A 23,204-nucleotide genomic window follows, 5' to 3' on the forward strand; every position below is an offset into this window, starting at 1 on the left:
AGAAGGATTGGTCATGCGACGCACCCTGTACGGCCCCGATCACGAGGCGTTCCGCGAGTCCGCCCGCGAATTCGTGAACCGCAACATCTTGCCGGTAGCAGACAAGCTCATCGAGCAGCGCTTCATCGACCGCGAAATCTGGCTCGAGGCCGGCCGTAACGGCCTCCTGGGACTCGAAGTCCCCGAGGCCTACGGCGGAAGCGAAGCCGGCGACTACCGGTTCAACGCTGTTCTCGCCGAGGAGCTCTCACGTGCGAGTGCTGCTGTGTCGTCGAGCTTCGGGATTCACGCCGACGTCGTCGCGCCCTACCTTGTTCAGCTCACCACGGAGGAGCAGAAGCAGCGCTGGCTGCCGAAGTTCTGCACCGGCGAGCTACTCACCGCAATCGGGATGACCGAGCCGTCCGGCGGTTCCGATTTGGCTGCGCTGAAGACCACCGCGGTCAAGGACGGCGACGACTGGATCATCAACGGTTCCAAGACCTTCATTACCAACGGCTACAACGCCGACCTGGTGATCGTCGCGGCACGCACGAGCCCGGAGAAGAAGTCCAAGGGGATCACCCTGTTCGCTGTCGAGACCGGGATGGCGGGCTTCGAGCGCGGCCGCAAGCTCGACAAGGTCGGCCAGCACGAGGCCGATACGGCGGAGCTGTTCTTCGAGAACGTTCGGGTGCCGGCCACCAACATCATCGGCGAGATCGACCGCGGCTTCATCCACATGATGGAGATGCTTCCCCAGGAACGCGTCGGTGCCGCCATCTCGAACATTGCGCACGCAGCGCCGATCCTCGAGGAGACGATCCAGTACGCCAAGGAGCGCAAGGCGTTCGGTCAGTCCATCGGATCGTTGCAGTGGAACAAGTTCCTTCTTGCCGATCTGGTGACGCGCGTCGAGGTGACCCAGGCTTTCGTCGACAACTGTGTCGCCGCCCACGCCGCCGGCGAACTGACTGCCGTGGACGCGGCCAAGGCGAAGTGGTGGACTGCACAGGTGCAGAACGAGGTCCTCGACCACTGTGTCCAGCTCCATGGTGGCTACGGCTTCATGACGGAATACCGCGCCGCCCGCGCGTGGATGGATGCGCGTGTCACCAAGATCTGGGCCGGTTCCAACGAGATCATGAAGGAACTGATCGGCCGCGACCTCGGCCTCTGAGCCCGTACCCCGTAGTCCGACGACAAAGGAGTCGCTTCGTATGTCCGTTCTCGACAAGTTCAGCTTGACCGACCGGGTGGTCGTCGTGACAGGTGCGTCTTCGGGTCTCGGGGTTGCGTTCGCGCAGGCTGCGGCGGAGGCGGGCGCCGATGTGGTGCTCGCCGCCCGGCGCACGGACCGTCTGGAGAAGACTGCGGAGCTGGTGCGGGCTGCGGGGAGGACGCCGCTCAGTGTGGCGACGGACATCGCGGACCCGGCGCAAGCGCAGAACATGATCGACAAGGCCATGGAGCAGTTCGGTCGAGTCGACGTGCTCATCAACAACGCAGGCGTCGGTACCGCCGTGCCCGCGACGAGGGAAACCCCCGAGCAGTTCCGGCAGGTCGTCGACATCAACCTGAACGGCTCCTATTGGGCGGCTCAGGCGGCCGGCAAGGTAATGAAGCCGGGCAGTGCCATCGTCAACATTGCGAGCGTGCTCGGGTTGACCACCGCGGGGCTGCCCCAGGCCGCGTACGCCGCGAGCAAGGCCGGGGTGATCGGTTTGACTCGCGACCTCGCGCAGCAGTGGGGTGCCCGCAAGGGGATCCGCGTCAACGCGATCGCCCCCGGATTTTTCGAGACGGAGATGACAGACCAGTACCAGGACGGGTACCTCGAATCGATGCGGCCGCGGCTGGTGCTCGGCCGACTCGGTGACCCGCAGGAGCTGGCTGCGACCGTGGTCTGGCTGGCGTCGGACGCTGCCGCGTACGTCACGGGACAAACGATCGCGGTGGACGGCGGCATCACGATCACCTGACCGTCGGATTGGGCGGGGTCGGTGCGCTGGCGTATAAGTAGGAAATGACCACGCGCACCGCCCACGAAGACTGGGACGATCAACCCGCCCCGTCGATGGCGGCCACCGCTCTGCTGCGGGAGCCGCCCGCGACCCCTCGGGGTGCACGTACTCGTGCGGCTCTGGTGGCGGCAGCGCGCACGGTGTTCGAGCGGTCCGGGTACCTCGACGCGCGGCTCACCGACATCACCAAGGAAGCGCAGTGCTCGACGGGGTCGTTCTACACCTACTTCGACAACAAGGAGCAGGTGTTCGCCGCTGTCCTGGAGGCGGCGCAGGAAGACATGATGCACCCGGGAATGAAGCGGGTGCAGGACACCGATGATCCGTACGCGGTGCTCGAGGCCAGTAATCGTGCGTACCTCGAGGCTTATCGTCGCAATGCCAAGCTCATGGGACTCCTCGAGCAGGTAGCTCACATCGACCCGGCATTCGCGGATCTGCGCCGGCAGCGTGCCGACGCCTTCATTGCCCGCAATGCCAGGGGCATCGCCGAACTGCAGGCGCGCGGAATTGCCGACACGAAGCTGGATCCGATGCTGGCGTCTCGGGCGCTGTCCGGGATGGTCAGCCGCCTGGCCTACAGCGCCTTCGTGGCAAACGAGCACGGCTCGGGAGGCACCCCCATCGAATTCGACGACGTCGTCTTCACCACTACCCGAATCTGGGCGAACGGCCTGCGGTTCCCCGATCGGGACTGAACACCGTGGCTCGGTGACGGCAACACCAGGTCCGCAAAGCTGAATCCGACACCGGATTCAGATATGTTCTGTGGAAGACTGGGGCTCATCAGCGTGTCCCCCGAGGGAGGAATCTCGTGCAGATCGCGCAGAAAGTTGCCATCGTCACCGGAGGCGGAGGCGGAATCGGTGGTGCTCTGGCGGAGCGGCTGGCCGCGGAAGGCGCCCGCGTGGTCGTATCCGACCTCGACGCCGCGGCGGCGCAGTCCGTCGTCGACCGGATCACCGCCACCAGTCCGGGTGCCGCTATCGCGGTGGGAGCCGACGCATCGGACACGACGCAGATCGCATCGCTCATCTCGGCAGCGGAAAGCGAATTCGGTCCCGTCGACCTCTACTTCGCGAACGCAGGTGTGGCGGCAGGCAGCGACCTCGAATTCGACGACGCAGTGTGGGACCTCGCGCTGGACGTCAACGTCCGCGCGCACATTCGGGCCGCGCGTCTGCTGGTACCGGGCTGGGTCGAGCGCGGCGAAGGATACTTCGTCAGTACGGCCTCGGCGGCCGGACTCCTGACGCAGATCGGCTCGGCGCCCTATTCGGTGAGCAAACATGCGGCCGTGGGCTTCGCCGAGTGGCTGTCCGTCACCTACGGCGATCAAGGTGTGCGCGTCAGTTGCCTGTGCCCGATGGGTGTCAACACCAAGTTGTTGACGGACGACGCTGCGTTGTCGGCCACGGCTGCACGTGCTGTCACCAGTGCCGGAGCGGTACTCGAACCGGCACACGTGGCCGAATGTGCTCTCGCGGCAATCGAAGCGGAGCAGTTCCTGATCCTTCCGCACCCCGAGGTGCTGGAGATGTATCGACACAAGGGCGCCGACTACGACCGATGGATCCGGGGAATGCGCCGCTATCAGGCCGCACTACTCGGCCAGACTTCCTGACCCACCTCCACGAGGAGTTCGCATGTCTGTGTTCGACGTATCCGACCGCGCGAAGAAGTATCAGACCGATCTACTGGAGTTCATGGACTCGCACGTGTATCCCGCGGAGAGGGTGTACGACGAGCAGATGCGCGACGCGGGTGATCCGCACTTCCAGCCGCCGATCCTCGAGGAGTTGAAGGCGGAGGCGCGTAGCCAGGGTTTGTGGAATCTATTTCATCCGCATCCGGAGTGGGGTCCGGGCCTGACGAACCTCGAGTATGCACCGTTGGCGGAGATCATGGGCCGCAGCCATCTCGCGTCTGAGGCGTGCAATTGCAACGCACCCGACACCGGGAACATGGAAGTGCTCACGCTGTTCGGCACCGATGAGCACAAGGAGAAGTATCTGAAGCCGTTGCTGGACGGGACGATGGCGTCCGCGTTCGCGATGACGGAGCCCGCGGTGGCGAGTTCGGATGCGACGAACATCGAGATGTCGATGGTCCGCGACGGCGACGACTACGTGCTCAACGGCCGGAAGTGGTTCGCGTCCAATGCCTTGCATCGCAACTGCAAGGTAATGATCGTGATGGGCAAGACCGATCCGTCGGCGGCGCCGCACCGGCAGCAGTCGATGATGGTGGTTCCGATCGATGCGCCCGGTGTCACGGTGATGCGGGGCCTGCCGGTGTTCGGATATCAGGACCGGGAGGGGCATGCGGAAATCGACTTCGCCGACGTGCGGGTTCCGGGCAAGGACGTGCTGAAAGGGGAGGGGGAGGGTTTCGCGATCGCCCAGGCCCGGTTGGGCCCGGGACGCATTCACCACTGCATGCGGGCGATCGGGATGGCCGAGCGGGCGCTCGAGCTGATGTGCCGGCGGGCGTCGTCGCGGGTGACGTTCGGGAAACCGGTCAGCGACAACGCCAATATTCAGGACTGGATCGCCGAGGCCCGGATCGAGATCGAGATGGTGCGCCTGTTGACGCTCAAGGCGGCCTACTTGATGGACACCGTCGGGAACAAGGAGGCGCGCACGGAGATCGCGGCGATCAAGGTGGCGGCACCAAATATTGCGCTGAAAATCATCGATCGGTCGATCCAGGTGCACGGCGGCGCGGGTGTCACCGATGACTTCCCCTTGGCGATGATGTATGCCCATATGCGGACGCTGCGCCTCGCGGACGGTCCGGACGAAGTGCACAAACTTTCCATCGCAAGACGAGAACTGCGTAAATACCGTTCGACAACCGGCAACAACCACCATGGAGGAAACAAGTGAGCCAGGACCGTAGAACCGCCATCGTCACCGGATCGGCCCGCGGTATCGGCACCGCCGTCGCACAGCGGCTGGCGAGCGACGGACATGCAGTCGCCGTCCTCGACCTCGACGAGTCCGCCTGTGCCGGGACGGTCGACGCGATCACGTCGGCCGGCGGCGAGGCCCTCGCCGTGGGTGCCAATGTGGCGGACGAGGCCTCGGTCACGGCGGCGGTCGAGCGCGTGGCATCCGAACTGGGCGCACCGACGATCCTGATCAACAACGCCGGGATCACCCGCGACAACCTGCTGTTCAAGATGTCGGTCGACGACTGGGACGCCGTGATGAACGTGCATCTGCGTGGCGCCTTCCTGATGTCACGTGCCGTCCAGAAATACATGGTGGACGCCAAGTTCGGCCGCATCGTCAACCTGTCCAGCACGTCGGCGCTCGGCAACCGTGGCCAGGCCAACTACTCTGCCGCCAAGGCAGGCATGCAGGGCTTCACCAAGACGCTGGCATTCGAGCTCGGCAAATTCGGCGTCACCGCGAACGCGATTGCACCCGGATTCATCGAGACGGAGATGACCGCCGCCACGGCCGAGCGCGTCGGTATGAGCTTCGAGGATTTCAAAGCCGCCGCGGCGTCACAGATTCCTGTCGCTCGTGTCGGTCAGCCCGAGGACATCGCCCACACCGCGTCGTTCTTCGCGAGTGAAGGCGCCGGATTCGTCTCCGGGCAGGTCGTCTACGTCGCCGGCGGACCGAAGGACTGATCGATGAAGGCATGGCGTGTGCACGAAGTAGGACAACCCAGGGAGGTCCTCACTTTCGAGGACGTCGCCGACCTCGAGCCGAAGTCCGGGGAGCTGCTGGTCAAGGTTCTTGCAGCTCCCGCCAACTTCCCGGACGTGCTGTTGTGCCGCGGCGAGTACCAGATCAAGCCGCCGCTGCCTTTCACTCCCGGGGTGGAATTGTGCGGCGAGGTGGTGGCGCTCGGCGAGGGTGTCACCGAGTTCGCGGTCGGTGACCGGGTGATCGGCATGCCCAGCCTGCCGAACGGCGGTTTCGCGGAGCTCGCCGTGATGTCGGTGGCCACGACCTTCCCGGCACCGGCCACATTGGACGACGCGGAGGCGTCGGCGTTGTCGATCGGGTATCAGACGGGGTGGTTCGCGCTGCACCGCAGGACACAGCTGCGGGCGGGCGAGACACTTCTCGTGCAGGCGGCAGCCGGTGGAGTGGGTAGCGCGGCCGTCCAGTTGGGCAAGGCGGCCGGCGCAAAGGTGATCGGTGTGGTGGGCGGCCCTCAGAAGGCCGAGTACACCCGGGCTCTCGGCGCCGATCTGGTCGTGGACCGGCACAGTGAGGACTTCGTCGCCGCGGTGAAGGACTTCACCGGGGGGCGGGGCGCGGACGTCGTGTTCGATCCGGTGGGTGGCGACTCGTACGCCAAGTCCACGAAGTGCATCGCGTTCGAGGGGCGAATCGTCGTGATCGGTTTCGCCAGTGGCACCATTCCCTCGCCCGGCCTCAACCATGCGCTGATCAAGAACTACTCGATCATCGGACTGCATTGGGGTCTCTACAACGCCTACGATCCCGCGGCGATCAGGGAGTGCCACGCAGAGCTGACACGGTTGGCCGATGCCGGTGACATCAAGCCGATGATCAGTGAACGCCTCGGACTCAGCGAGGTAGCGGACGGACTCGCCCGACTCGGCGAGGGAACGACGGTCGGCCGGCTCGCTTTCCTGCCGGGCCGCTAGCTGCCGTCGGCGTCGCGTTTCTCGTACAGCTCCTCGAGGTTGTGCCGCAAGGTCGCCTCGGTGTTCTTCACGGCCGTCTCGACGAACGGTTCGACGATGAGCCCGAGGGCCTTGCCGGCCAAACCTCCGGGGAGCTTGTACGCGAAGTCGACGCCGAGTTCGGTCTTGTCCGGGCCGAGCGCCACGAACGTCCACGTAGACGAGTTGGCCGCGCCGTCGAGCGATGCCAACGTGATCACCCGATCCTTCTCCCAGGCGGTGACCTCGAGGCGGGACCGCAGCGTGGTCGGGCCGATGTGGATCGCCGCATCGAACGTCGAGCCCAATCCCTGATCGAAACCGCCGATGGGACGGAAATCAGACACGCCGAACATCCAGTCGGGGACCGTCCTGTAGTCGTCGATGTACGTGAACGCCACGTCGATGGGGACGGCGGCTACCGCGGAATGACGGACGTGGATCATCGGGTGGTCCCTGGCTCTCTGTCGGAAATGACTGTCGATCTGGGCGACCTCGCTCGAGTCTAGTGAACTCCCGGTACCGAAGCAGGGCGTCGCCGGGTCCCCCCTTCCTTCTGGGCCGTCGATGCGCGGCTGATTTTGCTTGGCCACCCCCCTGCCCTTCTTTCCGGTCCTGGGCGGCCACGAGGGCGCAGGCGTGGTGACCAAGGTGGGCCCAGGAGTGTCGAATCTTGCCGAAGGGGACCACGTGGTCCTCGCCTTCGTCCCGGCGTGCGGACGGTGCCGTTCTTGTGCGAAGGGCATGCAGAACATCTGCGACGAAGGTGCCGGTCTCCTCACCGGGCAGGCGATCGCCGACAAGACCTTCCGGGTCACCCTGGGCGGTGAGCCTGTTCTGCAGATGTGCCTGCTCGGCACCTTCTGCCCCTACGTGACGGTGAGCGAGGCGTCGGTCATCAAGATCGAGAACGACATCCCTCTCGACAAGGCGGCGCTCCTCGGCTGCGGCGTCTCGACCGGATGGGGCTCGGCCACGCAGATCGGTGGAACGCAGGTCGGTGACACCGTCGTGGTGATCGGCGTCGGTGGTGTCGGCATCAATTCGGTGCAGGGCGCGGCCAGTGCCGGTGCGCGTTTCGTCGTCGCCATCGATCCGGTGGAGTTCAAGCGGCAGAAGGCGAAGGAATTCGGTGCCACCCACGTCTTTGCGTCGCTCGAAGAGGCGGCTCCGACGATCGGCGAGATCACCTGGGGGCGGATGGCCGAGGTCACGATCATCACGGTCGGTGAGATCGAAGGCGACATGATTCAGCCGGCGATGAGCATCACCGGCAAGGGCGGCCAAGTGGTGGTGACGGGAATGGGTAGCGCGGCAGACACGCAGGTCACCCTCAGTCTCTTCGAGCTCACCTTGCTGCAGAAGCGGTTGCAGGGCGCCATCTTCGGCGGCGTCGGCCCGAGGTCGCAGATCCCGGCGCTCCTCGACCTCTATCGCAACGGAACGCTGAAGCTCGACGAGTTGGTAACCCGGACATATCGCCTCGAGCAGGTCAACGACGGATACCGGGACATGCTCGACGGGAAGAACCTGCGTGGGCTGATCGTGTACTCGGACGACGACTACTGAGGGGACGCTCTACCGTATGACCCATGACGGTTAACGGCACGGAGGCCGGTAGTTCGTGGCGCGAATACACGGACCAGGGGTTGTCCAAGGTTCTGGCGGCCGCCCTGGCTGCGTTCGTCGAGAAGGGGTACGACGGCGCCTCGATTCGTGAGATCGCGGCCCGTGCCGGACTGTCCGTACCCGGTCTTTACCATCACTACCCCTCGAAGCAGGCACTGCTCGTGGGGTTGACCAACGCGGTGATGCGTGACCTGCTCGACCGCAGTCGCGCGGCCGTCGCCGAGGCAGGGCCGACTCCTGGCGAGCGATTCGACGCGGTGATCGAATCACTGCTGCGTTTTCACATGTATCGGCGTGAACAGTCCTTCGTTGCGTCCCGGGAGACGCGGAGCATGGAGCCCGACAGCAGGCAGGCTTACATTGCCCTGCGGGACGAGCAGCAGCAACTGGTCGACGACATCGTGCGCGACGGCGTCGCGGCCGGCCTGTTCCGGACACCCTTCCCGGAGGACGCGAGCCGCGCTGTCGTGACGATGTGTGTCTCGGTCGCCACCTGGTACCGCGAGGACGGGCCGTTGTCGCCCGACGAAATCGTCGAACGGTATCTGGTGATTGCTCGTAGCACGGTAGGGGCCATCGACTGACGTCTTGACCACGTCGCGTTCTTGTGGGATGGTCGACGCCAGTGCGACCGAGCGAGTGATCGGTCGGTCCCGGTGTTCGTTTTGACTGGAGGTAGTGGTGGCGATCGATCTGTCTTATGCGCCGGAGGTGACGGTGCTGGTCGAGAAGACCAGGGCGTTCACCCGTGAGGTGGTGCTGCCTGTCGAGGACGAACACGGCGGCGACATCACCGCGGCAGGTGGCGACACCCTGCGAGTCGAGCTGCAGAAGGCCGCCAAGGAGGCCGGTGTCTTCGCCCCGCACGCTCCCGTCGAATACGGCGGACACGGGTTGAACATGACGGACCGCGCCCCGGTCTTCGAGGAAGCCGGCTACTCGCTGTTCGGCCCTATCGCCCTCAACATCGGCGCGCCCGACGAGGGCAATGTCCACATGCTCGCGCATATCGCCAGTGCGGAGCAGAAGGAGCAGTTCCTCGCTCCCCTCGCCCACGGTGACGTGCGGTCGGCTTTCGCCATGACCGAGCCCTCCCCGGGCGCCGGGTCCGATCCGTCGGCTTTGACCACGAGGGCCGAGAAGGTGCCCGGTGGGTGGAAGATCAACGGGCACAAGTACTTCATCACCGGCGCCGACGGTGCCGGATTCTTCATCATTTTCGCGCGCACGTCGGGGCAGCCCGGCGACCGCGGTGGTGCCACCATGTTCCTCACCCCAGCCGACGTGCCCGGTCTGAAAGTGGGCCGGCACATCGACACGCTCGACAAGTCCATGATCGGAGGCCACTGCGAGGTGTTCTTCGACGATCTGTTCATACCCGACAGCGGTGTGCTCGGTGAGGTGGACGAGGGATTCGCTTACGCGCAGGTGCGGCTCGGCCCGGCGCGGATGACGCACGTCATGCGCTGGCTCGGTGCGGCGCGGCGCGGTCACGATGTCGCGGTGGCCCACGTCGCTCGGCGTGAAGGGTTCGGCGGCAAGCTGGGCGATCTGGGCATGGTCCAGAAGATGGTCGCGGACAACGAGATCGACATCGCCGCTACTCGGGCGTTGCTGACACAGGCGTGCTGGGAACTCGATCAGGGCGGGCACGCGAGCAACGCCACTTCCATCGCCAAGACCTATGCCGCAGAGGCGATCTTCCGGATCGTCGACCGCTCGATCCAGATGTGTGGCGGTCTCGGAGTATCCGGCGATCTGCCTCTCGCACGGCTCTCTCGTGAGGTGCGTCCCTTCCGGGTGTACGACGGCCCGTCCGAGGTGCATCGCTGGGCGATCGCCAAGCGTGTCATCGGTGCTGCCAAGAAAGCGGCGCGGGAGGCGGGGGCATGACCGAGCATCGCGGGCTCGACCTCGTTGCTCTGGAGAAGTTCCTGACAGAGATGCAGGTTCCGCTCGACGGCGAACTGCGGGCCGAACTGATCTCCGGCGGAAAATCCAACCTCACCTACACAATTTTCGACGACTCCTCGCGGTGGGTGCTGCGAAGGCCGCCCACCGCGGGGCTCACACCGTCCGCGCACGACGTGGCCCGCGAATACCGGGTCACGTCGGCGCTGCAGGGCACGAGCGTTCCCGTCGCAGCTACGGTGGCGCTGTGTGAGGACAACAGCGTGATGGGGGCCCCTTTCACCGTTGTCGAACATGTCACGGGGCAGGTGATCCGCACCCAGTCGGAGTTCGATGCGCTGTCCGACAACGAAATCGATTCCTGTGTGGACGAGTTGGTCCGGGTGATCGGTGACCTGCACAACGTGGACTATCAGGCCGTCGGCCTGGGAGAGTTCGGGCGCCCGGACGGATATGTCGCCCGGCAGGTGAAGCTGTGGGCGGGGCAGTGGGCCAGGGTCAAGACCGAGGATTCGGCCGACGTCGATCGTCTGCACGCCGCTCTCGCGGAATCCGTGCCCGATCGGTCGGAGTCGTCGATCGTGCATGGCGACTACCGGATCGACAACACCATCCTGTCGGCGGCGGACGTGACCAAGGTTGCGGCGGTAGTGGACTGGGAACTGTCGACTCTCGGCGACCCTCTCACCGACGTGGCGCTGATGTGCGTCTATCGCGCACCAGCCTTCGACCTCGTGCTGGGTGAAGCAGCGGCGTGGACGAGTCCGCGGATGCCGTCCGCTGACGACCTTGCCCACCGGTACACCGTGGCGTCCGGTCGGGAACTGAAGAATTGGAATTTTTACCTGGCGTTGGCCAATTTCAAACTGGCTGTCATTGCCCAGGGTATCCACCACCGGTACCGCGCGGGTGCCACGGCAGCCGAGGGATTCGACAAGGCTGGTGAGGCGGTGCCCGCGCTCGTCGACGCCGGACTGCGCGCACTGAAGGGGAAGTCCGCATGAGCAGGTCTGCACTCATCACGGGAGCGTCGCGCGGAATCGGTCGCGGTATCGCCACCCGCCTCGCCGAAGCAGGCTACGGTCTGACCCTCAGTGCTCGTGACGCCGAGCGTCTCGAAGTGGTGGCAGACGAGCTGCGCGCGGCCGGCGCGAAGGAGGTGGTCGTCGTGGCCGGCGACCTCGCCGATGACGCCTCTGCCGGCCGCGTGGTAACGGCGCATGCCGACACCTTCGGTTCACTGAATGCGTTGGTGCTCAACGCAGGTGTGGGGACGGCCGGGCCGATCGGCGAGTTTCCGATGCGCCGCTTCGCCAAGAGCGTCGATGTGAATCTGCGGGCCCCGTTCAGCTTGCTGCAGCAGGCGCTGCCGATGCTCCGGACCGCCGCGACCGAGAATCCGGCGAAAGGCGCCAAGGTCATCGCCCTGGCCTCGATCACCGGCGTCTACGCCGAAGCGGGACTGGCCGTCTACGGGGCCACCAAGGCCGCCCTGATGTCACTGGTCGAGACACTGAACGTGGAGGAGTCGGGCAACGGAGTGTCCGCTACGGCCCTTGCTCCCGCGTTCGTCGACACCGATATGTCCGCGTGGACCCACGACAAGATTCCGCCGGAGTCGATGATCGAGGTAAACGACATCGTCGAACTGGTCGATGCGCTGCTGCGACTGTCGTCCCGCGCGGTGGTGCCCAAGATCGTCGTCGGGCGCGCGGGAACGGACGGGTACCGAGCCTGAGCGGACGTCAGACCTCGTCGTCCCCTTTCGCTTCGCCGCGCTTACGGAAGAACTTGAAGCCGGGAACGCCCTGGATCGCCTGACGCACACCCTGCACTTCTTCGAGGAGTAGGTGGATCTCGGGGGACACCGTGTCGAGGCTGGCCAGGATGGGCAGCAACCCCTCCATACGCAGTGTCAGCTCGGGAAGATGATTCACCAACCCGATCGCCGCATGAATCTCGTCCTCCGACAGGTCCTCGACGAACCGGGCAGCCATCGGCGCCGCCTTGGTTGCGAGCGGCTCGTACAGGCCGATCAGGGTCTGAGCCGAGGTGGACAACTCCGTGCTCGAGGTGACCACGGTCGCGGCTCGGTCGGCTACCTCGTTCGCCTTGGCGACGGCCATTTCGGCGCGTTCGCTGATTGTCTCGATCCGGGTGATGAGCACCTCCACTCGGTCGAGCAGCGCGGCGACCCGATCGGGGAGTGAGGCAGCGAAACCAGCAGTGTCCATCGACCAGCGGGCCACACCCGTGGCGGTGCGCACGAGGTCGTCAGGGCTGGGGAATGCGAGAGCCATTCCCACATCCTGCCTGATGCCCTCGCGGGGCCGTCTCACGACGGGCCCGCGAGAACGGGGCATCGGGACAATCTCACGTTTCGGCGTTCCCAGGCGTCTACCTGTCAGAGGTCAGCACACCTGGAAGGATTGTTCCCGTGAATGCCGAACGAGCAGCGCACACCGTCATCGACTCCCCGATCGGTCCCCTCACGCTGGTCAGCGTGGAAGGGGTTCTCAGCGGCATCTACATGGCCGAACATCGGCATCAGCCCGAAGTCGCGACTTTCGGTGAGCGCGGCGACGGCGGTTTCGAAGCCGCCGCGACACAACTCACCGAGTACTTCGACGGTGGACGCACCGAGTTCACGCTGCCCCTCGCCGCCCGCGGCACACCGTTTCAACAGCGGGTATGGGACACGCTGCGGACCATCCCGTACGGGGAGACGTGGACGTACCGCGAATTGGCGGAGGCGCTCGGCAGTCCCACGGCCATCCGGGCGGTGGCCGCGGCGAACGGCAAGAATCCGATCAGCATCATCGTTCCGTGCCACCGGGTCGTCGGAACCGACGGCAGCCTCACGGGGTATGCGGGAGGGCTCGACCGCAAGCGTTTCCTGCTGAACCAGGAGGCGGAACGGGCGGGAATCCGGCTGAGCCGATGGGCCTGATTCCGTTCGAGCAGATCGTGGCCGAGCACGGCCCCACGGTGTTGCGGGTCTGCCGGGCGGTGGTCGGGCCGATAGACGCCGAAGACGCCTGGTCGGACACGTTTCTCGCCGCCATGCGCGCGTATCCGGATCTGCGGCCTGGAAGTAACGTCGAGGCCTGGCTCGTGACCATCGCGCACCGCAAGGCGCTCGATCACATTCGGGCCCGGGAACGCCGGGCCGTTCCGACAGATCACGTTCCCGAGCAGACCACCGACCGCGGGCTGCCCGGAAGCAGCGACCCCGAATTGTGGGAGGCGGTGGGCGCCTTGCCCATGAAACAACGCGCCGCCGTGGCCTACCGCTACTTGGCAGGATTGCCCTACGCCGACATCGCAGTGATCCTCGGCAACTCGCCGGACGCTGCCAGACGCGCCGCGGCCGACGGTATTGCGGCCCTGCGTAGGTCCCGCTCGATCTCGATGCTGGGAGACAGAGTGAGTGGAGAAAGAGGATGAACACCATTCCGGACATCATCGACGCCTTGTCGGTATCGGATTCCGATGTCGAGCGAAGACTCCGCACCCGGCTCACCGCCGCCGCCGCCGACGCCGGACTCCTCGACGTCGCGTACCGGACCGTGGACAGTCCTGTCGGTTCGTTGCTCCTGGCGGCGACCGACCGTGGCCTGGTACGTGTCGCCTTCGCCGGCGAGGGCCACGATGCCGTGTTGCAGAGACTCGCCGAGCGCATCAGTCCCCGGATACTCCGCGCGCCGGCCCGGCTGGACGCGGTGGCCCGCGAACTCGAGGAGTACTTCCGGGGGCAACGCACGTCGTTCGACGTCCCGCTCGACTTCCGCCTGGCCAAGGGCTTCCGGCGGGAGGTGCTCACCCACCTACCCGAGATCCACTATGGCCAGACGTGGAGCTATGCCACCGTGGCGGCCGCTGCGGGCAGTCCCCGGGCCGTGCGGGCCGTCGGAACCGCCTGCGCGACAAACCCTCTGCCGGTGGTTGTGCCCTGCCACCGAGTGGTACGCAGCGACGGCAGCCTCGGTCAGTACGTGGGCGGGGCCGCAGCGAAGTCCCTGCTACTGACGTTGGAAGCTGCAGCGTGAGGGTTCTCCTGCCCTACCGCGACCCCTTCACCCACGCTCCGCTGTGGAGTGCACTGCGGGCCCACACCATCGCCGGTCTCGAGCGGCACGATACCGACACCGGCGCCCACACGCGCGTGGTGAACGCCGCACACGGACCCGCCCTGGTCACCGTCGTCGTCCGCCCCGAGAAACGGCATGTCGAGACCCGCATCGTCCCGGCGCATTCCGCCGATGTCGGGGAGTTGACCGATATCGTGCGCCGCTGGCTCGATCTGGACGCAGACCCGCTCGCGATCGACGCCGCACTCAGCCGGCACCCGGAACTTGCTTCGCTGGTGGCGTCGCGACCGGGGCTGCGGCGGCTGGGCAGCGTCGACGGCTTCGAGACCGCAGTCCTCACCGTGCTGGGCCAGCAGGTGTCGCTCGCCGCGGCGCGGACGTTCGGTGCCCGGTTGGTCGCTGCCTACGGGCGGCCGGTGCACGGCGAGTTCCGTGCGTTTCCCGCACCCGAGGTACTGGCCGATCGATCGCCGGAGGAGTTGCGTTCCGCGATCGGTCTGACCGGAGCCCGGGCACGCACCGTGCACGCGCTTGCGGACGCCGCCGCGGACGGGTTGCCACTCGACGCCGACACCGAACCGGCGAAGTTCCGGGCCGGTGTACTCGCGCTGCCCGGAATCGGACCGTGGACGGCGGACTATCTGACGGTGCGAGTGCTCGGCGACCCGGACGCGTTTCCTGCCGACGATCTCGTTCTCAGGCGGGCACTCGGGGTGGGTAAGGGCAGCGAAGCTGCCGCTCTCGCCGAGGCGTGGCGGCCGTGGCGCGCGTATGCCCTCTTCCACCTCTGGACCGCAGAGGCGTTCTAGCCCTTCGCTTTCGGGAACCTAGTCCTTTGCCTTTGCCAAATCGGACGGCCACCAGATCTTCTTGCCGATGTGGTGTGAGAGGGCGGGAACGAGGATGCTGCGCACGATGATCGTGTCGAGGAGGACGCCGAAGGCCACCGCGAAACCGACCTCGGCGAGGAACACCAGAGGTAGCACACCCAGCACCGCGAACGTTGCTGCGAGGACGACACCGGCCGAGGTGATCACACCACCGGTGACCGCCAGTCCGCGCAACACGCCCGACCGTGTGCCGTGCTCCTGGGTTTCCTCGCGCACACGGGTCATCAGGAAGATGTTGTAGTCGATGCCCAGTGCCACGAGGAACACGAACGCGAACAGCGGGAACGCCGGATCGGCGTTGGCGAAGTGGAAGACGTGTGTGAAGAAGAATCCGCACACGCCCAGAGTCGCGGCGAAGGACAACACCACCGTGGCGATGAGGATGACCGGTGCCAGCAGTGCGCGCAGGAGCACGGCCAGCACCAGGAAGATGACGACGAGCACGATGGGGATGATCAGGTTCCGGTCGTGCACGGACGCCGTCTGCACGTCGAGGGTGGTTGCGGTGCCTCCACCGACCAAGCCGTCGGCGCCGGGAACGGCGTGCACCGTCTCACGTAGTCGCTCCACGGTCGCCAGGGCTTCCGGGGAATCGTACGAGTCGGCGAGAGTCGCGTTGACCACCATGCGGCCGTCGATCGGCGCCGCGGTGAGGAAGTCGGGCGGGCAGCCCGTCTGTCCTGCTGCGGCCGACGCCACCGCCTCGGGGTTCGCCTTGACCAATGCGGACAGCTTCTCCACGTCGACCTGTGGACACACGGCGCCGGGCTCCTTCGATACCCCGTCGACAGCGCTGACCGCGTCGATGACTGCCTGCGTCTGTGCGGCGTTGGTCAGGATGACGGCCGGAGCGCCGGCGCCCGGATCGAACTTGGAGTCGTAGAGTTCCTGTCCGACGACGGCGTCCGGGCGGTTGGTGAAGCTCTCCGAGGACGTCAGCCCCTCCGTCTTCAAACTGCCGATGCCCACCAGGAACAGTGCGGCCAACAGCACTGTCGTACCGATCCAGAACGGCCGGTCCTTGCTGCCGACCTGGGCGGCGATCTTGCCCCACAGACCGTGCGTGGTGAGATCCGCTGCCTCGTCCACCCGAGGCTTGCGTGGCCAGAACACCCACCGACCCGCGGTGGCCAGAGCCACCGGCAGGAAGCTCATCATCACCAGATACGTGCAGACGATGCCGATGGCAGCCACGGGACCGAGGCTCTTGTTGGAATTGAGCTCTGAGAATGTGAGGCACAGCAGGCCCAGGATGACGGTGACCGCGGACGCCGTGATGGCGGGAGCCGACTCCCGCCAGGCCTTGGCCATCGCGTCGAAGCGGCTGGGATAGAAATGGAGCTCCTCCCGATACCGGGAGATCAAGAGCAGGGCATAGTCGGTGCCCGCACCGATCACCAGGACGAAGAGAATGCCCTGGCTCTGACCGGTGAGCGTGAGCACCTCCGCCTTCGCGAGGAAGTAGATCACCATCGACGCCATGCCCAGGGCGAGTAGCGCCGAGAAGAGCGGGAAGAACCACAGCACCGGGGACCGATACACCACCAGCAAGATCAGGACGACGACGAGCAGGGCGGCACCGAGTAGGGCGCCGTCGAGCCCGGCGAACGCGTCGATGAAGGCCACGAGGAGACCACCGGGTCCCGCGGGGAGCACCTCGAGCCCGCCGGCCGCGTTCTCGGCTGCGGTGAGCACCTCCTGTTCCGTGGTGGCGAGCACGTCACCGGCGACGGCAGTGCCGTTCTCCTTTGCGACGAGGGGAACGAAAATCGACGCTGTGGTGCCGTCCTCGGAGTACTGGGGTTGCGACATCCCCTCCGCATCGACGCCCTCGACGGTGGCGATGTCCTCGCGGGCCTGCGCGATGGCAGCCTTGTCCTGATCGGTGAGTGCCGAGTCGCGATGAAACAGCACGAAGCCGGGGATCGTCTCCACTGTGAGGAACTTCGACGACTCGTTGGTGACGACGGTCGACTCTGCGGTACTCGACAGGTAGGCGGCGTTGTCGTTCTTCTGAACCTCGGTCAGCTTTCCCTGGAACGACCCACCGAATCCCCCCGCGAAGAAGGCGATGATCGCGATGGCCACGATGGTGAACGCGGGCCAGCGAAATTTGCGCGGCGCCTCACCGCTTGTGCTCGCGCCCGTCGAATCCAACTTGGTCATGGGTTCTCCTTCGCCGCCCCCACCAGCAATGGGTCCCAGTACACCACGCGTAGCCCGTCGGCGACACCGGAAATTGGTGTGGTCAGGGCTCGATAGAACTCTCGCCGTAGCAGTCCCGCACCGCCACGTCCATGGGGAACCGCACCCGGGTGTCACCGAAGAGAAGGCGGGTGGCCACCTCGACGGCTCCGAGAACGTGCCGGGTAGCCGTCTCCGGGTTCCGGGTGTGCACCATCACCTCGTCGTGCTGGAAGAAGACGAGTTCGCTGTCGGAATCGTCGGCGAGCCGGCGTCGCAGATCGGCCAGCACACAGAGCGCCCATTCGGCGGCGGTGGCCTGCACGACGAAATTGCGCGTGAACCGCCCACGCGAACGGGCGTCACCGTGTGACCAGAAATCGGGTGCCGGCGGTGGGCAGGCCCGGCCGAGCCACGAATGCACCACCTCACCCCGTTCGCCTGCCCGGGCAGCCTTCTCCACGTACTCGACTGCGACAGGGAAACGTGTGCGCAGCAGGGTGAGTAGCGAACGGGCCTCACCGGCCGTGGCACCGTACAGAACACCGAGGATCGCCACCTTGGCCTTGGCGCGGTCACCGTCGAACGTCTCTGCGGCTACCGGGGCATACAGGTCGTCCGCGCCCGCCGCAGCCACCATGCGCGGGTCACCCGACATGGCCGCCAGAATGCGGGGCTCCAGCTGACCGGCGTCGGCGATGACGAAGGTGTGACCCGGGTCGGCGATCACGCTCGACCGGAGCGGCTTCGGAATCTGCAGCGCCCCGCCACCACGAGTCGCCCAGCGGCCGGACACCACACCACCAGGCACGTAGACCGGCCGGAAGCGGTTGTCGCGGACCCAGCTGTCGAGCCACTGCCAGCCGTTGGTGCTGAACAACTTCGACAGGTCGCGGTGATGCAGGAGAAGGGGCACGGCGGGATGGTCGATCTCGCGCAGCAGATGCTTGCGCGTCGACACCAGTTCGATGCCCTCGCGGCGGAAGGCGTCGATTACCTCCACATGGGACGCCGGGTTGATGCTGCGGCCGAACGCCGCACCGATCTCGGCGGACACTGTCTGGATGCGCTGGGGAAGGTCGTACCCCACGGGGCGCGGTCCCAGCGCGGCTTCGAGGAACGCCTCGTGGGCGGGAGCAGAGAAGGGTAATCCGTCGAAGCCCATCTCCGCGGCGGCGAGCGCGCCCGCCGACTCCGCCGCCACCAGAAGATCCAGCCGGGAATCGCTGCCGATCGTTTTCCGTTGTGCAGCGAAATCGGCGACCACCTGTTCAGGATCGGCGACCGGTGTGGTGTCGAACAGGCCGAGACGATCGTCGGTCAGCGGTTCCTCGGCGGGCGGCGCCGGAACCCCGTCGCGCATGCTCAGGATCGCGTGGGTGAGGGCGAGGTCGTGACAACGCCCCACCCGTATTCCGGCCCGTAGCAACGACGGGTAGACGGCCGCGGTGCCGACCCAGATCCAGCGGGGATGATCGGCGGCTTCGATGTCGGCCACCGCAGTCGCGGCGTCGGAGTGATGTCGTGGCGACTCGAGCGGAACCCCGGCCGGATCGGTGCGGATCGTCGTCGCACCACCGTCGGCGTCCGGAACCATCACCACTCTCACGGGCCCAGTCTGCTCCCCACCTCCGACAGGCCGGGACGCCCCCGTCGGCAGCGAGGAAACCCGCAGGTAGGGCAGTACACTGAGGCAAGATGCTTCTCGCCGGAAGGAGGCGCATCCGATGGCAACCATCGAGGAGTTCGAGCGGTCGGTAACCGACAAGGTGATCGCCGGACTTCACTCCACATTCGCCGACTACAAGGCTCGGGGAGTCAGAGTGTCCGAACTCGGCGATCCCGATCAGTTCGTCGAAAGGATCCTGGCGGCCGCGCCGGCCCTGCATCCCTGGTACGAACAGTTCGGAACGTATTGGTCGAGTTCGTCCGCCTGATCATGATCCGGCCACGTCCACCGTTTCGGGTGCGTTCGGTGCCTTGTGGCGGCGATGCAGTCCCTTACGGTCGTAGAAACGGGTGACGACGGCCCCGAAGATCAGGCCGATGAGCAGACCTCCGGCAGTCATCCACACTGCATGGATGAGTCCTGCGTCGCCCTTCGCACCGAAGAACAGGATGGCGCGCACCCCGATGTAGATCTGGTGCATCGGCTCGAATTCGCCGAGCCAGGTGTACAAGCGTGGTGCAGCCTCGAGCGGGATGGTTCCTCCCGAGGAGGGCAGCGCGAGGACGACGAAGATCATCAGATTGATGAGTAGCCCGAGATTGCCGAACGCGGCCATCACCGACATTGCCGTGATACCCACAGCGGCGATGGCGAAAGCGCCGTACTCCCACAGGGCCAGCGGGTCCGTGATCGGCAGTCCCAGGGCCGAGCTGATCCACAAGTACAGCCCGGAAACGATTCCCGCGAGCAGTGTCATGAGGGCCCACTTGACCAGCAAGGTATTGAAACGCGAAATCGGCACCGCCTCGTTGTGCAGGTACAGCGGCCCGACCTCCGTGGGGGTGAATCCCAGCATGCCGTCGACGAGAGTGCTCGCGATGGTGGCGCCGGTGAATCCTGCGAGGACGAGGAGCAGGGCGTAGTAGAACGCCGCCAGACCGTATCCGGTGCCTTCGGGCAGCGGGTTGTGGGCGACGGTCCGGACGTCGATGGGGTCGGTGAGGACGAGCCGGCTGGCGCCCGACAGCTGGGCATCGGGTGCGGTGGCAGCGAGTTGCTGCGTCACCTGGGCGGTGAGTTGCTCGCCCATCGTCTGATTGGCTTTGTCCATCGCCATCTGACCGATGTTCGACACCAGATTGGCGCTGATCGTTCCTGCACGCGGATTGGTGTAGATGGTGATGACGGGCCGCTCCACGTCACCGGGAATCACACTCGCCTGAGCCAGGATGAACGTGCGTTTCGTGAAGTCGCTCGGAATGACGATGGCACCGTAGAGGTCACCGTTGTCGAGTTTCGACTGCGCCTCGGCGATTCCGATTCGCCGGAGTTCCACCTTCTCGGGGTCGACACCCTCGATCAGCCCCGCCTCGATCTGGTCGCCGAGGTTCTGCTGCTCGGGCGGAGTCGAGCCGGGCAGCGTGTCACCCTCGTCCTGGTTGACCAGCGCGATCGGGAAATGGTCGAGGTTCTTGGTGGGGTCGAGCATGCCGCCCATGTACAGCGCGGCCAACAGCGACATGACGATCGACACCAGCAGCAGTGGGGCGATCCAGAAGCGTGGTGTCCGAAGCACGCTCGTCTTGCCGGACCCGCTCGTCTCGTGTGCCATTGCCCCTCGCGTCCTCCCGTGTCGACACCGGTCGACCCGCACACCCGACCAGCCGGGTCAAGCCTAGGCGGTCGTCCGGGAAATGCCGGGCCGACTCGAGGACTCGGCCGGATCCCGGTCGTTGTCGGCGGCCGCCTTGTACGCCGATTCGGACATACCGCGGTGCCAGTACCCGATGAGCAGCACCTGAGACCGATCGAGCCCGACCTCGGTGCGCAGGTATCGGCGGAGTTCGCGGACCGTCGCGGATTCGGCACCCACCCACGCGAACATCGCGGACCGGTCGGCGGGCAGGACAGCGGCACGGACGGTGTCGGCGAGGCGACTGGCACCGCCGCGGCGGTACAGCCATTCCACCTCGACTCCGGCCGGATGACGTAGATCCTGGCGCTCGTGCTCGTCGGCGACGTCGATCAGCACCCGCCCCGACGCATCGGCGGGCAGCTCCTCGAGGATGGCCGCGATGGCGGGAAGTGCCGACTCGTCGCCCGCCAGCAGGTACCACTGCGCGGGACGGATCGATTTACCGCCGCCGCCGAGGACACCCAGTCGATCACCGGGCGCGGCGCTCCGGAGCCATTGCGCCGCGACACCGTCGTCGCCGTGGTCGACGAAATGCACGTCCAGCTCGGCGTTCTCCTGGCTGAGCCGCCGCACCGTGTACGTGCGTACCAGTTGCCGTCCCTCGGGCTCCGGCCACTGGTAGCGGCCGTCCACGTCGGGATCGGGAAGCAGTAGTCCGTGCACGGGATGCGGAAAGCACAACTTGATGTTGGGTACACACGATCCCGCGGCGTAGTCGAGTACCTCCGTCCCGGCGAACCGGACGCAGGTCATCCGTGGGGTGACCGGTCGAATGTCGGCGACCCGCAGAACAAGTGGGAGGCGGGGCGCACTCATCGGGCCGCAGTGACGTCGAACCAGGCGTCGAGGGTCGGCTCGCCGACGAGGTCCACGAGATCGACGGAGGCCCCGGCCGTCCGCCACCGCTCCACCAGCGCCATGACGCGCACCGAGTCCATGCCCTCGTCGAGGAGGTTCGCCGAATCGTCCAGTTCGGTCACCGGAACGCCGAGCACGTCGGCGACGTCCTCGCGAATTCGGTTCCGGCTGAGTGCGGTCTTCGGGGCAGAGCTCACGGGTTTCCCTCCGGTTCGTCGCTCGGAACTCGACTCGTTGAGCGTCTTCGGCGACATGGGGTAGGTTGCTGGGTTAGTGAAGCCTAAGCATAGTTCGTCGCGTCCGCGAGCGGGAATGGCGAACTGCTGCGACCGAGTGTGAATGGATGACGATGGCTGGATTCTCGAGGTACGCAATCGACTTGACACCGCTACGGACGAGTCGCGAATTCCGGTACATCTTCGTTGCCCGTACCATTTCGATCTTCGGCCTCGGACTGCTGCTCGTGGCGGTGCCGCTGCAGGTGTACGACATGACCGGTTCCACACTCTCGGTCGGCGCGGCCAGCATCGTCGTGGGGTCGTCGGTGTTCATCGGAACGTTGTTCGGTGGAGTGATCGCGGACAGGTACGACCGACGACCCGTGATTGCCCTCGCGCGAGCCAGCGCGGGTATCGCCTTCGCGATCCTGGCGGTCAACGCGTTTCTGCCGACGCCGCAGCTGTGGGTGATCTACCTGTGTGGCGTGATCGAGGGACTGGCAGGCGGAATCTCGTCGACGGCTTTGATGGCCGTGATCCCATCGCTGCTGCCGAAGGACAAGATGGCGGCCGCTGGGGCACTGATGACGGTCATGGCCGACCTCGGCACCGTCGCGTCGCCGGCGATCGGTGGCGTGATCATCGCGACCACGTCGGTGGGCACCAATTACGTGCTCGCCGCTGTCTCGTCGGCGATCACGGCCTACTGCATCGCCCGGTTGCCTTCGCTGCCACCACCTGTCAAGAACACCGAGGGTCCCCTGCGTTCGATCGCCAGCGGGTTCACATACGCCGCCAAGGATTCCGTGGTGGGCGGCACGCTGCTCGTGGGCTTCTGCGCGATGATGCTGACGGGTTGGAACGTTCTGCTACCCGCCTATGCGAGCGAGGTGCTCCACACCGGCCCCGCCGCAACCGGATTCCTCTACAGCGCCCCCGCCGTGGGCGCTCTCACCGGATCGCTCACCAGCGGCTGGACCGGGACGGCCCGTCGAGGCGGGCTCGTGGTGTTCTCGGCCGCGATGATCGCAGCGGGAGGCCTGGTTGGGGTGGGCGCCGTGCCGATGTTCGCCGTCACGTTCCTCGGCCTGGCAGCACACGGATTCGGGCGGGTAGTCGGCGACATTCTTCGATACGCCGTGATCCAGACCGAGACGCCGGAGGAATACCGGGGCCGCGTCGCCGGTGTGTGGGGTGCGCAGATCTCCACCGGTTCGGCAGCCGGAGCACTCGTCGCCGGTGCCGTCGGTGCCGCAGTCGGGCCGCGGGAAGCGTTCCTGCTCTACGGAGCCGGTGGCATCGCCGTGCTCGCCGTGCTGGCGCTCGTCCTGAAAGGGCTGCGCACCTACAGCGGTGCCGCCGCCGAAGACCTCTCGGCGGCGGCACAGTGACGCTGGGCAG

At 66.1% G+C, this 23,204-nt stretch carries 25 protein-coding genes; 18 read left to right on the plus strand and 7 right to left on the minus strand.

Translation table 11 applies throughout. The features are described from left to right. Positions 1-13: 13 nt before the first annotated feature. The 7 genes from R4P95_RS14645 (at position 14) to R4P95_RS14675 (ending at position 6,639) form a co-directional block, all read left to right on the plus strand. On the plus strand, positions 14-1,159 hold the full coding sequence (locus R4P95_RS14645; protein ID WP_213576220.1) for an acyl-CoA dehydrogenase family protein: 1,146 nt from the start codon (positions 14-16) through the stop codon (positions 1,157-1,159). A 40-nt stretch (positions 1,160-1,199) separates the two neighbouring features. Beyond that, positions 1,200-1,961 (plus strand): SDR family NAD(P)-dependent oxidoreductase, encoded by a 762-nt coding sequence (locus tag R4P95_RS14650; protein ID WP_109333774.1) that lies wholly within the window; start codon positions 1,200-1,202, stop codon positions 1,959-1,961. Positions 1,962-2,005: 44 nt separating this feature from the next. Then, positions 2,006-2,701, plus strand: a complete 696-nt coding sequence (locus R4P95_RS14655; RefSeq protein ID WP_109333772.1) for a TetR/AcrR family transcriptional regulator — start codon at positions 2,006-2,008, stop codon at positions 2,699-2,701. Between the two features lie 116 nt (positions 2,702-2,817). Beyond that, the gene (locus R4P95_RS14660; RefSeq protein ID WP_317743986.1) at positions 2,818-3,627 is read left to right on the plus strand and encodes an SDR family oxidoreductase; all 810 of its coding nucleotides are present in this window, start codon (positions 2,818-2,820) and stop codon (positions 3,625-3,627) included. Between the two features lie 22 nt (positions 3,628-3,649). Beyond that, positions 3,650-4,891 carry an acyl-CoA dehydrogenase family protein gene (locus R4P95_RS14665; protein ID WP_317743985.1) on the plus strand — a complete coding sequence of 414 codons (1,242 nt, stop codon included), beginning with the start codon at positions 3,650-3,652 and terminating at the stop codon, positions 4,889-4,891. Beyond that, positions 4,888-5,646: a 3-oxoacyl-ACP reductase FabG gene (gene fabG, locus R4P95_RS14670; RefSeq protein WP_213576225.1), complete on the plus strand. Its 759-nt coding sequence runs from the start codon at positions 4,888-4,890 to the stop codon at positions 5,644-5,646. Before R4P95_RS14665 ends, fabG begins: the two co-directional genes overlap by 4 nt. Positions 5,647-5,649: 3 nt before the next feature. Continuing rightward, positions 5,650-6,639, plus strand: a complete 990-nt coding sequence (locus R4P95_RS14675) for an NADPH:quinone oxidoreductase family protein (RefSeq protein ID WP_213576226.1) — start codon at positions 5,650-5,652, stop codon at positions 6,637-6,639. On the opposite strand, the gene R4P95_RS14680 is transcribed toward R4P95_RS14675, so the two are convergent. After that, a complete protein-coding gene (locus tag R4P95_RS14680; RefSeq protein WP_317743983.1) occupies positions 6,636-7,103 on the minus strand; it encodes an SRPBCC family protein in 468 nt (155 codons plus the stop codon). The genes R4P95_RS14675 and R4P95_RS14680 overlap by 4 nt on opposite strands. Before the next feature lie 139 nt (positions 7,104-7,242). On the opposite strand from R4P95_RS14680, the gene R4P95_RS14685 reads away from it, so the two are divergent. The 5 genes from R4P95_RS14685 to R4P95_RS14705 all read left to right on the plus strand — a co-directional run bounded on the left by R4P95_RS14685 (position 7,243) and on the right by R4P95_RS14705 (position 11,935). Then, complete coding sequence (locus tag R4P95_RS14685; RefSeq protein WP_317743981.1) at positions 7,243-8,226, plus strand: NDMA-dependent alcohol dehydrogenase; 984 nt, start codon at positions 7,243-7,245, stop codon at positions 8,224-8,226. Positions 8,227-8,249: 23 nt separating this feature from the next. After that, on the plus strand, positions 8,250-8,870 hold the full coding sequence (locus R4P95_RS14690) for a TetR/AcrR family transcriptional regulator (RefSeq protein WP_317743979.1): 621 nt from the start codon (positions 8,250-8,252) through the stop codon (positions 8,868-8,870). A 97-nt stretch (positions 8,871-8,967) separates the two neighbouring features. Then, entirely contained in the window at positions 8,968-10,179 is a 1,212-nt protein-coding gene (locus R4P95_RS14695; protein ID WP_213576229.1) for an acyl-CoA dehydrogenase family protein, read from the plus strand. Further along, entirely contained in the window at positions 10,176-11,201 is a 1,026-nt protein-coding gene (locus tag R4P95_RS14700) for a phosphotransferase family protein (protein WP_317743978.1), read from the plus strand. Before R4P95_RS14695 ends, R4P95_RS14700 begins: the two co-directional genes overlap by 4 nt. Next, positions 11,198-11,935 carry an SDR family oxidoreductase gene (locus tag R4P95_RS14705; RefSeq protein WP_317743977.1) on the plus strand — a complete coding sequence of 246 codons (738 nt, stop codon included), beginning with the start codon at positions 11,198-11,200 and terminating at the stop codon, positions 11,933-11,935. The genes R4P95_RS14700 and R4P95_RS14705 overlap by 4 nt, the downstream gene beginning before the upstream one ends. Positions 11,936-11,942: 7 nt before the next feature. Here the strand turns inward: R4P95_RS14705 and R4P95_RS14710 are convergent, their stop codons facing one another. Continuing rightward, the gene (locus R4P95_RS14710) at positions 11,943-12,497 is read right to left on the minus strand and encodes a ribulose 1,5-bisphosphate carboxylase large subunit (RefSeq protein ID WP_213576232.1); all 555 of its coding nucleotides are present in this window, start codon (positions 12,495-12,497) and stop codon (positions 11,943-11,945) included. 137 nt (positions 12,498-12,634) lie between these two features. On the opposite strand from R4P95_RS14710, the gene R4P95_RS14715 reads away from it, so the two are divergent. Genes R4P95_RS14715 through R4P95_RS14730 form a run of 4 tightly spaced genes read left to right on the plus strand, consistent with a single transcriptional unit; the run spans position 12,635 to position 15,097 of the window. Next, positions 12,635-13,147, plus strand: a complete 513-nt coding sequence (locus tag R4P95_RS14715; protein WP_317743976.1) for a methylated-DNA--[protein]-cysteine S-methyltransferase — start codon at positions 12,635-12,637, stop codon at positions 13,145-13,147. Next, on the plus strand, positions 13,138-13,644 hold the full coding sequence (locus tag R4P95_RS14720; protein ID WP_213576234.1) for an RNA polymerase sigma factor: 507 nt from the start codon (positions 13,138-13,140) through the stop codon (positions 13,642-13,644). Before R4P95_RS14715 ends, R4P95_RS14720 begins: the two co-directional genes overlap by 10 nt. Next, the gene (locus R4P95_RS14725; RefSeq protein ID WP_317743974.1) at positions 13,641-14,246 is read left to right on the plus strand and encodes a methylated-DNA--[protein]-cysteine S-methyltransferase; all 606 of its coding nucleotides are present in this window, start codon (positions 13,641-13,643) and stop codon (positions 14,244-14,246) included. Before R4P95_RS14720 ends, R4P95_RS14725 begins: the two co-directional genes overlap by 4 nt. Next, complete coding sequence (locus R4P95_RS14730; RefSeq protein ID WP_317743973.1) at positions 14,243-15,097, plus strand: DNA-3-methyladenine glycosylase family protein; 855 nt, start codon at positions 14,243-14,245, stop codon at positions 15,095-15,097. Before R4P95_RS14725 ends, R4P95_RS14730 begins: the two co-directional genes overlap by 4 nt. A gap of 18 nt (positions 15,098-15,115) precedes the next feature. Here R4P95_RS14730 and R4P95_RS14735 read toward each other — a convergent pair whose 3' ends face one another. Both R4P95_RS14735 and R4P95_RS14740 read right to left on the minus strand, forming a co-directional pair. Next, positions 15,116-17,344 carry an MMPL family transporter gene (locus R4P95_RS14735; protein WP_317743972.1) on the minus strand — a complete coding sequence of 743 codons (2,229 nt, stop codon included), beginning with the start codon at positions 17,342-17,344 and terminating at the stop codon, positions 15,116-15,118. Between the two features lie 82 nt (positions 17,345-17,426). Next, complete coding sequence (locus R4P95_RS14740) at positions 17,427-18,971, minus strand: bifunctional 3'-5' exonuclease/DNA polymerase (protein ID WP_317743971.1); 1,545 nt, start codon at positions 18,969-18,971, stop codon at positions 17,427-17,429. Positions 18,972-19,089: 118 nt separating this feature from the next. Here R4P95_RS14740 and R4P95_RS14745 point away from each other — a divergent pair, with 118 nt between their 5' ends. After that, positions 19,090-19,299, plus strand: a complete 210-nt coding sequence (locus tag R4P95_RS14745; RefSeq protein WP_159923704.1) for a hypothetical protein — start codon at positions 19,090-19,092, stop codon at positions 19,297-19,299. Here R4P95_RS14745 and R4P95_RS14750 read toward each other — a convergent pair whose 3' ends face one another. From R4P95_RS14750 to R4P95_RS14760, 3 genes are all read right to left on the minus strand, one after another. Continuing rightward, positions 19,300-20,643, minus strand: coding sequence for a YhgE/Pip domain-containing protein (locus R4P95_RS14750; protein WP_213576238.1), 1,344 nt, complete (start codon positions 20,641-20,643; stop codon positions 19,300-19,302). It lies immediately after the preceding gene. A gap of 63 nt (positions 20,644-20,706) precedes the next feature. Then, entirely contained in the window at positions 20,707-21,543 is an 837-nt protein-coding gene (locus tag R4P95_RS14755; protein ID WP_213576239.1) for a siderophore-interacting protein, read from the minus strand. Then, positions 21,540-21,782, minus strand: a complete 243-nt coding sequence (locus R4P95_RS14760; RefSeq protein ID WP_109333732.1) for a phosphopantetheine-binding protein — start codon at positions 21,780-21,782, stop codon at positions 21,540-21,542. The genes R4P95_RS14755 and R4P95_RS14760 overlap by 4 nt, the downstream gene beginning before the upstream one ends. A 152-nt stretch (positions 21,783-21,934) precedes the next feature. Between R4P95_RS14760 and entS the strand changes: the two genes are divergently transcribed. Further along, positions 21,935-23,194 (plus strand): enterobactin transporter EntS, encoded by a 1,260-nt coding sequence (gene entS / locus R4P95_RS14765; protein ID WP_317744603.1) that lies wholly within the window; start codon positions 21,935-21,937, stop codon positions 23,192-23,194. The last annotated feature ends 10 nt before the right edge of the window (positions 23,195-23,204 follow it).

The sequence above is a fragment of the Rhodococcus sp. IEGM 27 genome (genome assembly GCF_033142305.1).
GTDB lineage: Bacteria > Actinomycetota > Actinomycetes > Mycobacteriales > Mycobacteriaceae > Rhodococcus_F > Rhodococcus_F oxybenzonivorans.

Excerpts from the sequence above, each read along its gene's own strand:
- R4P95_RS14645 (WP_213576220.1), top strand. The coding sequence starts at position 14 with ATGCGACGCACCCTGTACGGCCCCGATCACGAGGCGTTCCGCGAGTCC.
- R4P95_RS14650 (WP_109333774.1), top strand. The coding sequence starts at position 1,200 with ATGTCCGTTCTCGACAAGTTCAGCTTGACCGACCGGGTGGTCGTCGTG.
- R4P95_RS14655 (WP_109333772.1), top strand. The coding sequence starts at position 2,006 with ATGACCACGCGCACCGCCCACGAAGACTGGGACGATCAACCCGCCCCG.
- R4P95_RS14665 (WP_317743985.1), top strand. The coding sequence starts at position 3,650 with ATGTCTGTGTTCGACGTATCCGACCGCGCGAAGAAGTATCAGACCGAT.
- R4P95_RS14675 (WP_213576226.1), top strand. The coding sequence starts at position 5,650 with ATGAAGGCATGGCGTGTGCACGAAGTAGGACAACCCAGGGAGGTCCTC.
- R4P95_RS14680 (WP_317743983.1), bottom strand. The coding sequence starts at position 7,103 with ATGATCCACGTCCGTCATTCCGCGGTAGCCGCCGTCCCCATCGACGTG.
- R4P95_RS14690 (WP_317743979.1), top strand. The coding sequence starts at position 8,250 with ATGACGGTTAACGGCACGGAGGCCGGTAGTTCGTGGCGCGAATACACG.
- R4P95_RS14700 (WP_317743978.1), top strand. The coding sequence starts at position 10,176 with ATGACCGAGCATCGCGGGCTCGACCTCGTTGCTCTGGAGAAGTTCCTG.
- R4P95_RS14705 (WP_317743977.1), top strand. The coding sequence starts at position 11,198 with ATGAGCAGGTCTGCACTCATCACGGGAGCGTCGCGCGGAATCGGTCGC.
- R4P95_RS14710 (WP_213576232.1), bottom strand. The coding sequence starts at position 12,497 with ATGGCTCTCGCATTCCCCAGCCCTGACGACCTCGTGCGCACCGCCACG.
- R4P95_RS14720 (WP_213576234.1), top strand. The coding sequence starts at position 13,138 with ATGGGCCTGATTCCGTTCGAGCAGATCGTGGCCGAGCACGGCCCCACG.
- R4P95_RS14725 (WP_317743974.1), top strand. The coding sequence starts at position 13,641 with ATGAACACCATTCCGGACATCATCGACGCCTTGTCGGTATCGGATTCC.
- R4P95_RS14735 (WP_317743972.1), bottom strand. The coding sequence starts at position 17,344 with ATGACCAAGTTGGATTCGACGGGCGCGAGCACAAGCGGTGAGGCGCCG.
- R4P95_RS14745 (WP_159923704.1), top strand. The coding sequence starts at position 19,090 with ATGGCAACCATCGAGGAGTTCGAGCGGTCGGTAACCGACAAGGTGATC.
- R4P95_RS14750 (WP_213576238.1), bottom strand. The coding sequence starts at position 20,643 with ATGGCACACGAGACGAGCGGGTCCGGCAAGACGAGCGTGCTTCGGACA.
- R4P95_RS14755 (WP_213576239.1), bottom strand. The coding sequence starts at position 21,543 with ATGAGTGCGCCCCGCCTCCCACTTGTTCTGCGGGTCGCCGACATTCGA.
- entS (WP_317744603.1), top strand. The coding sequence starts at position 21,935 with ATGGCTGGATTCTCGAGGTACGCAATCGACTTGACACCGCTACGGACG.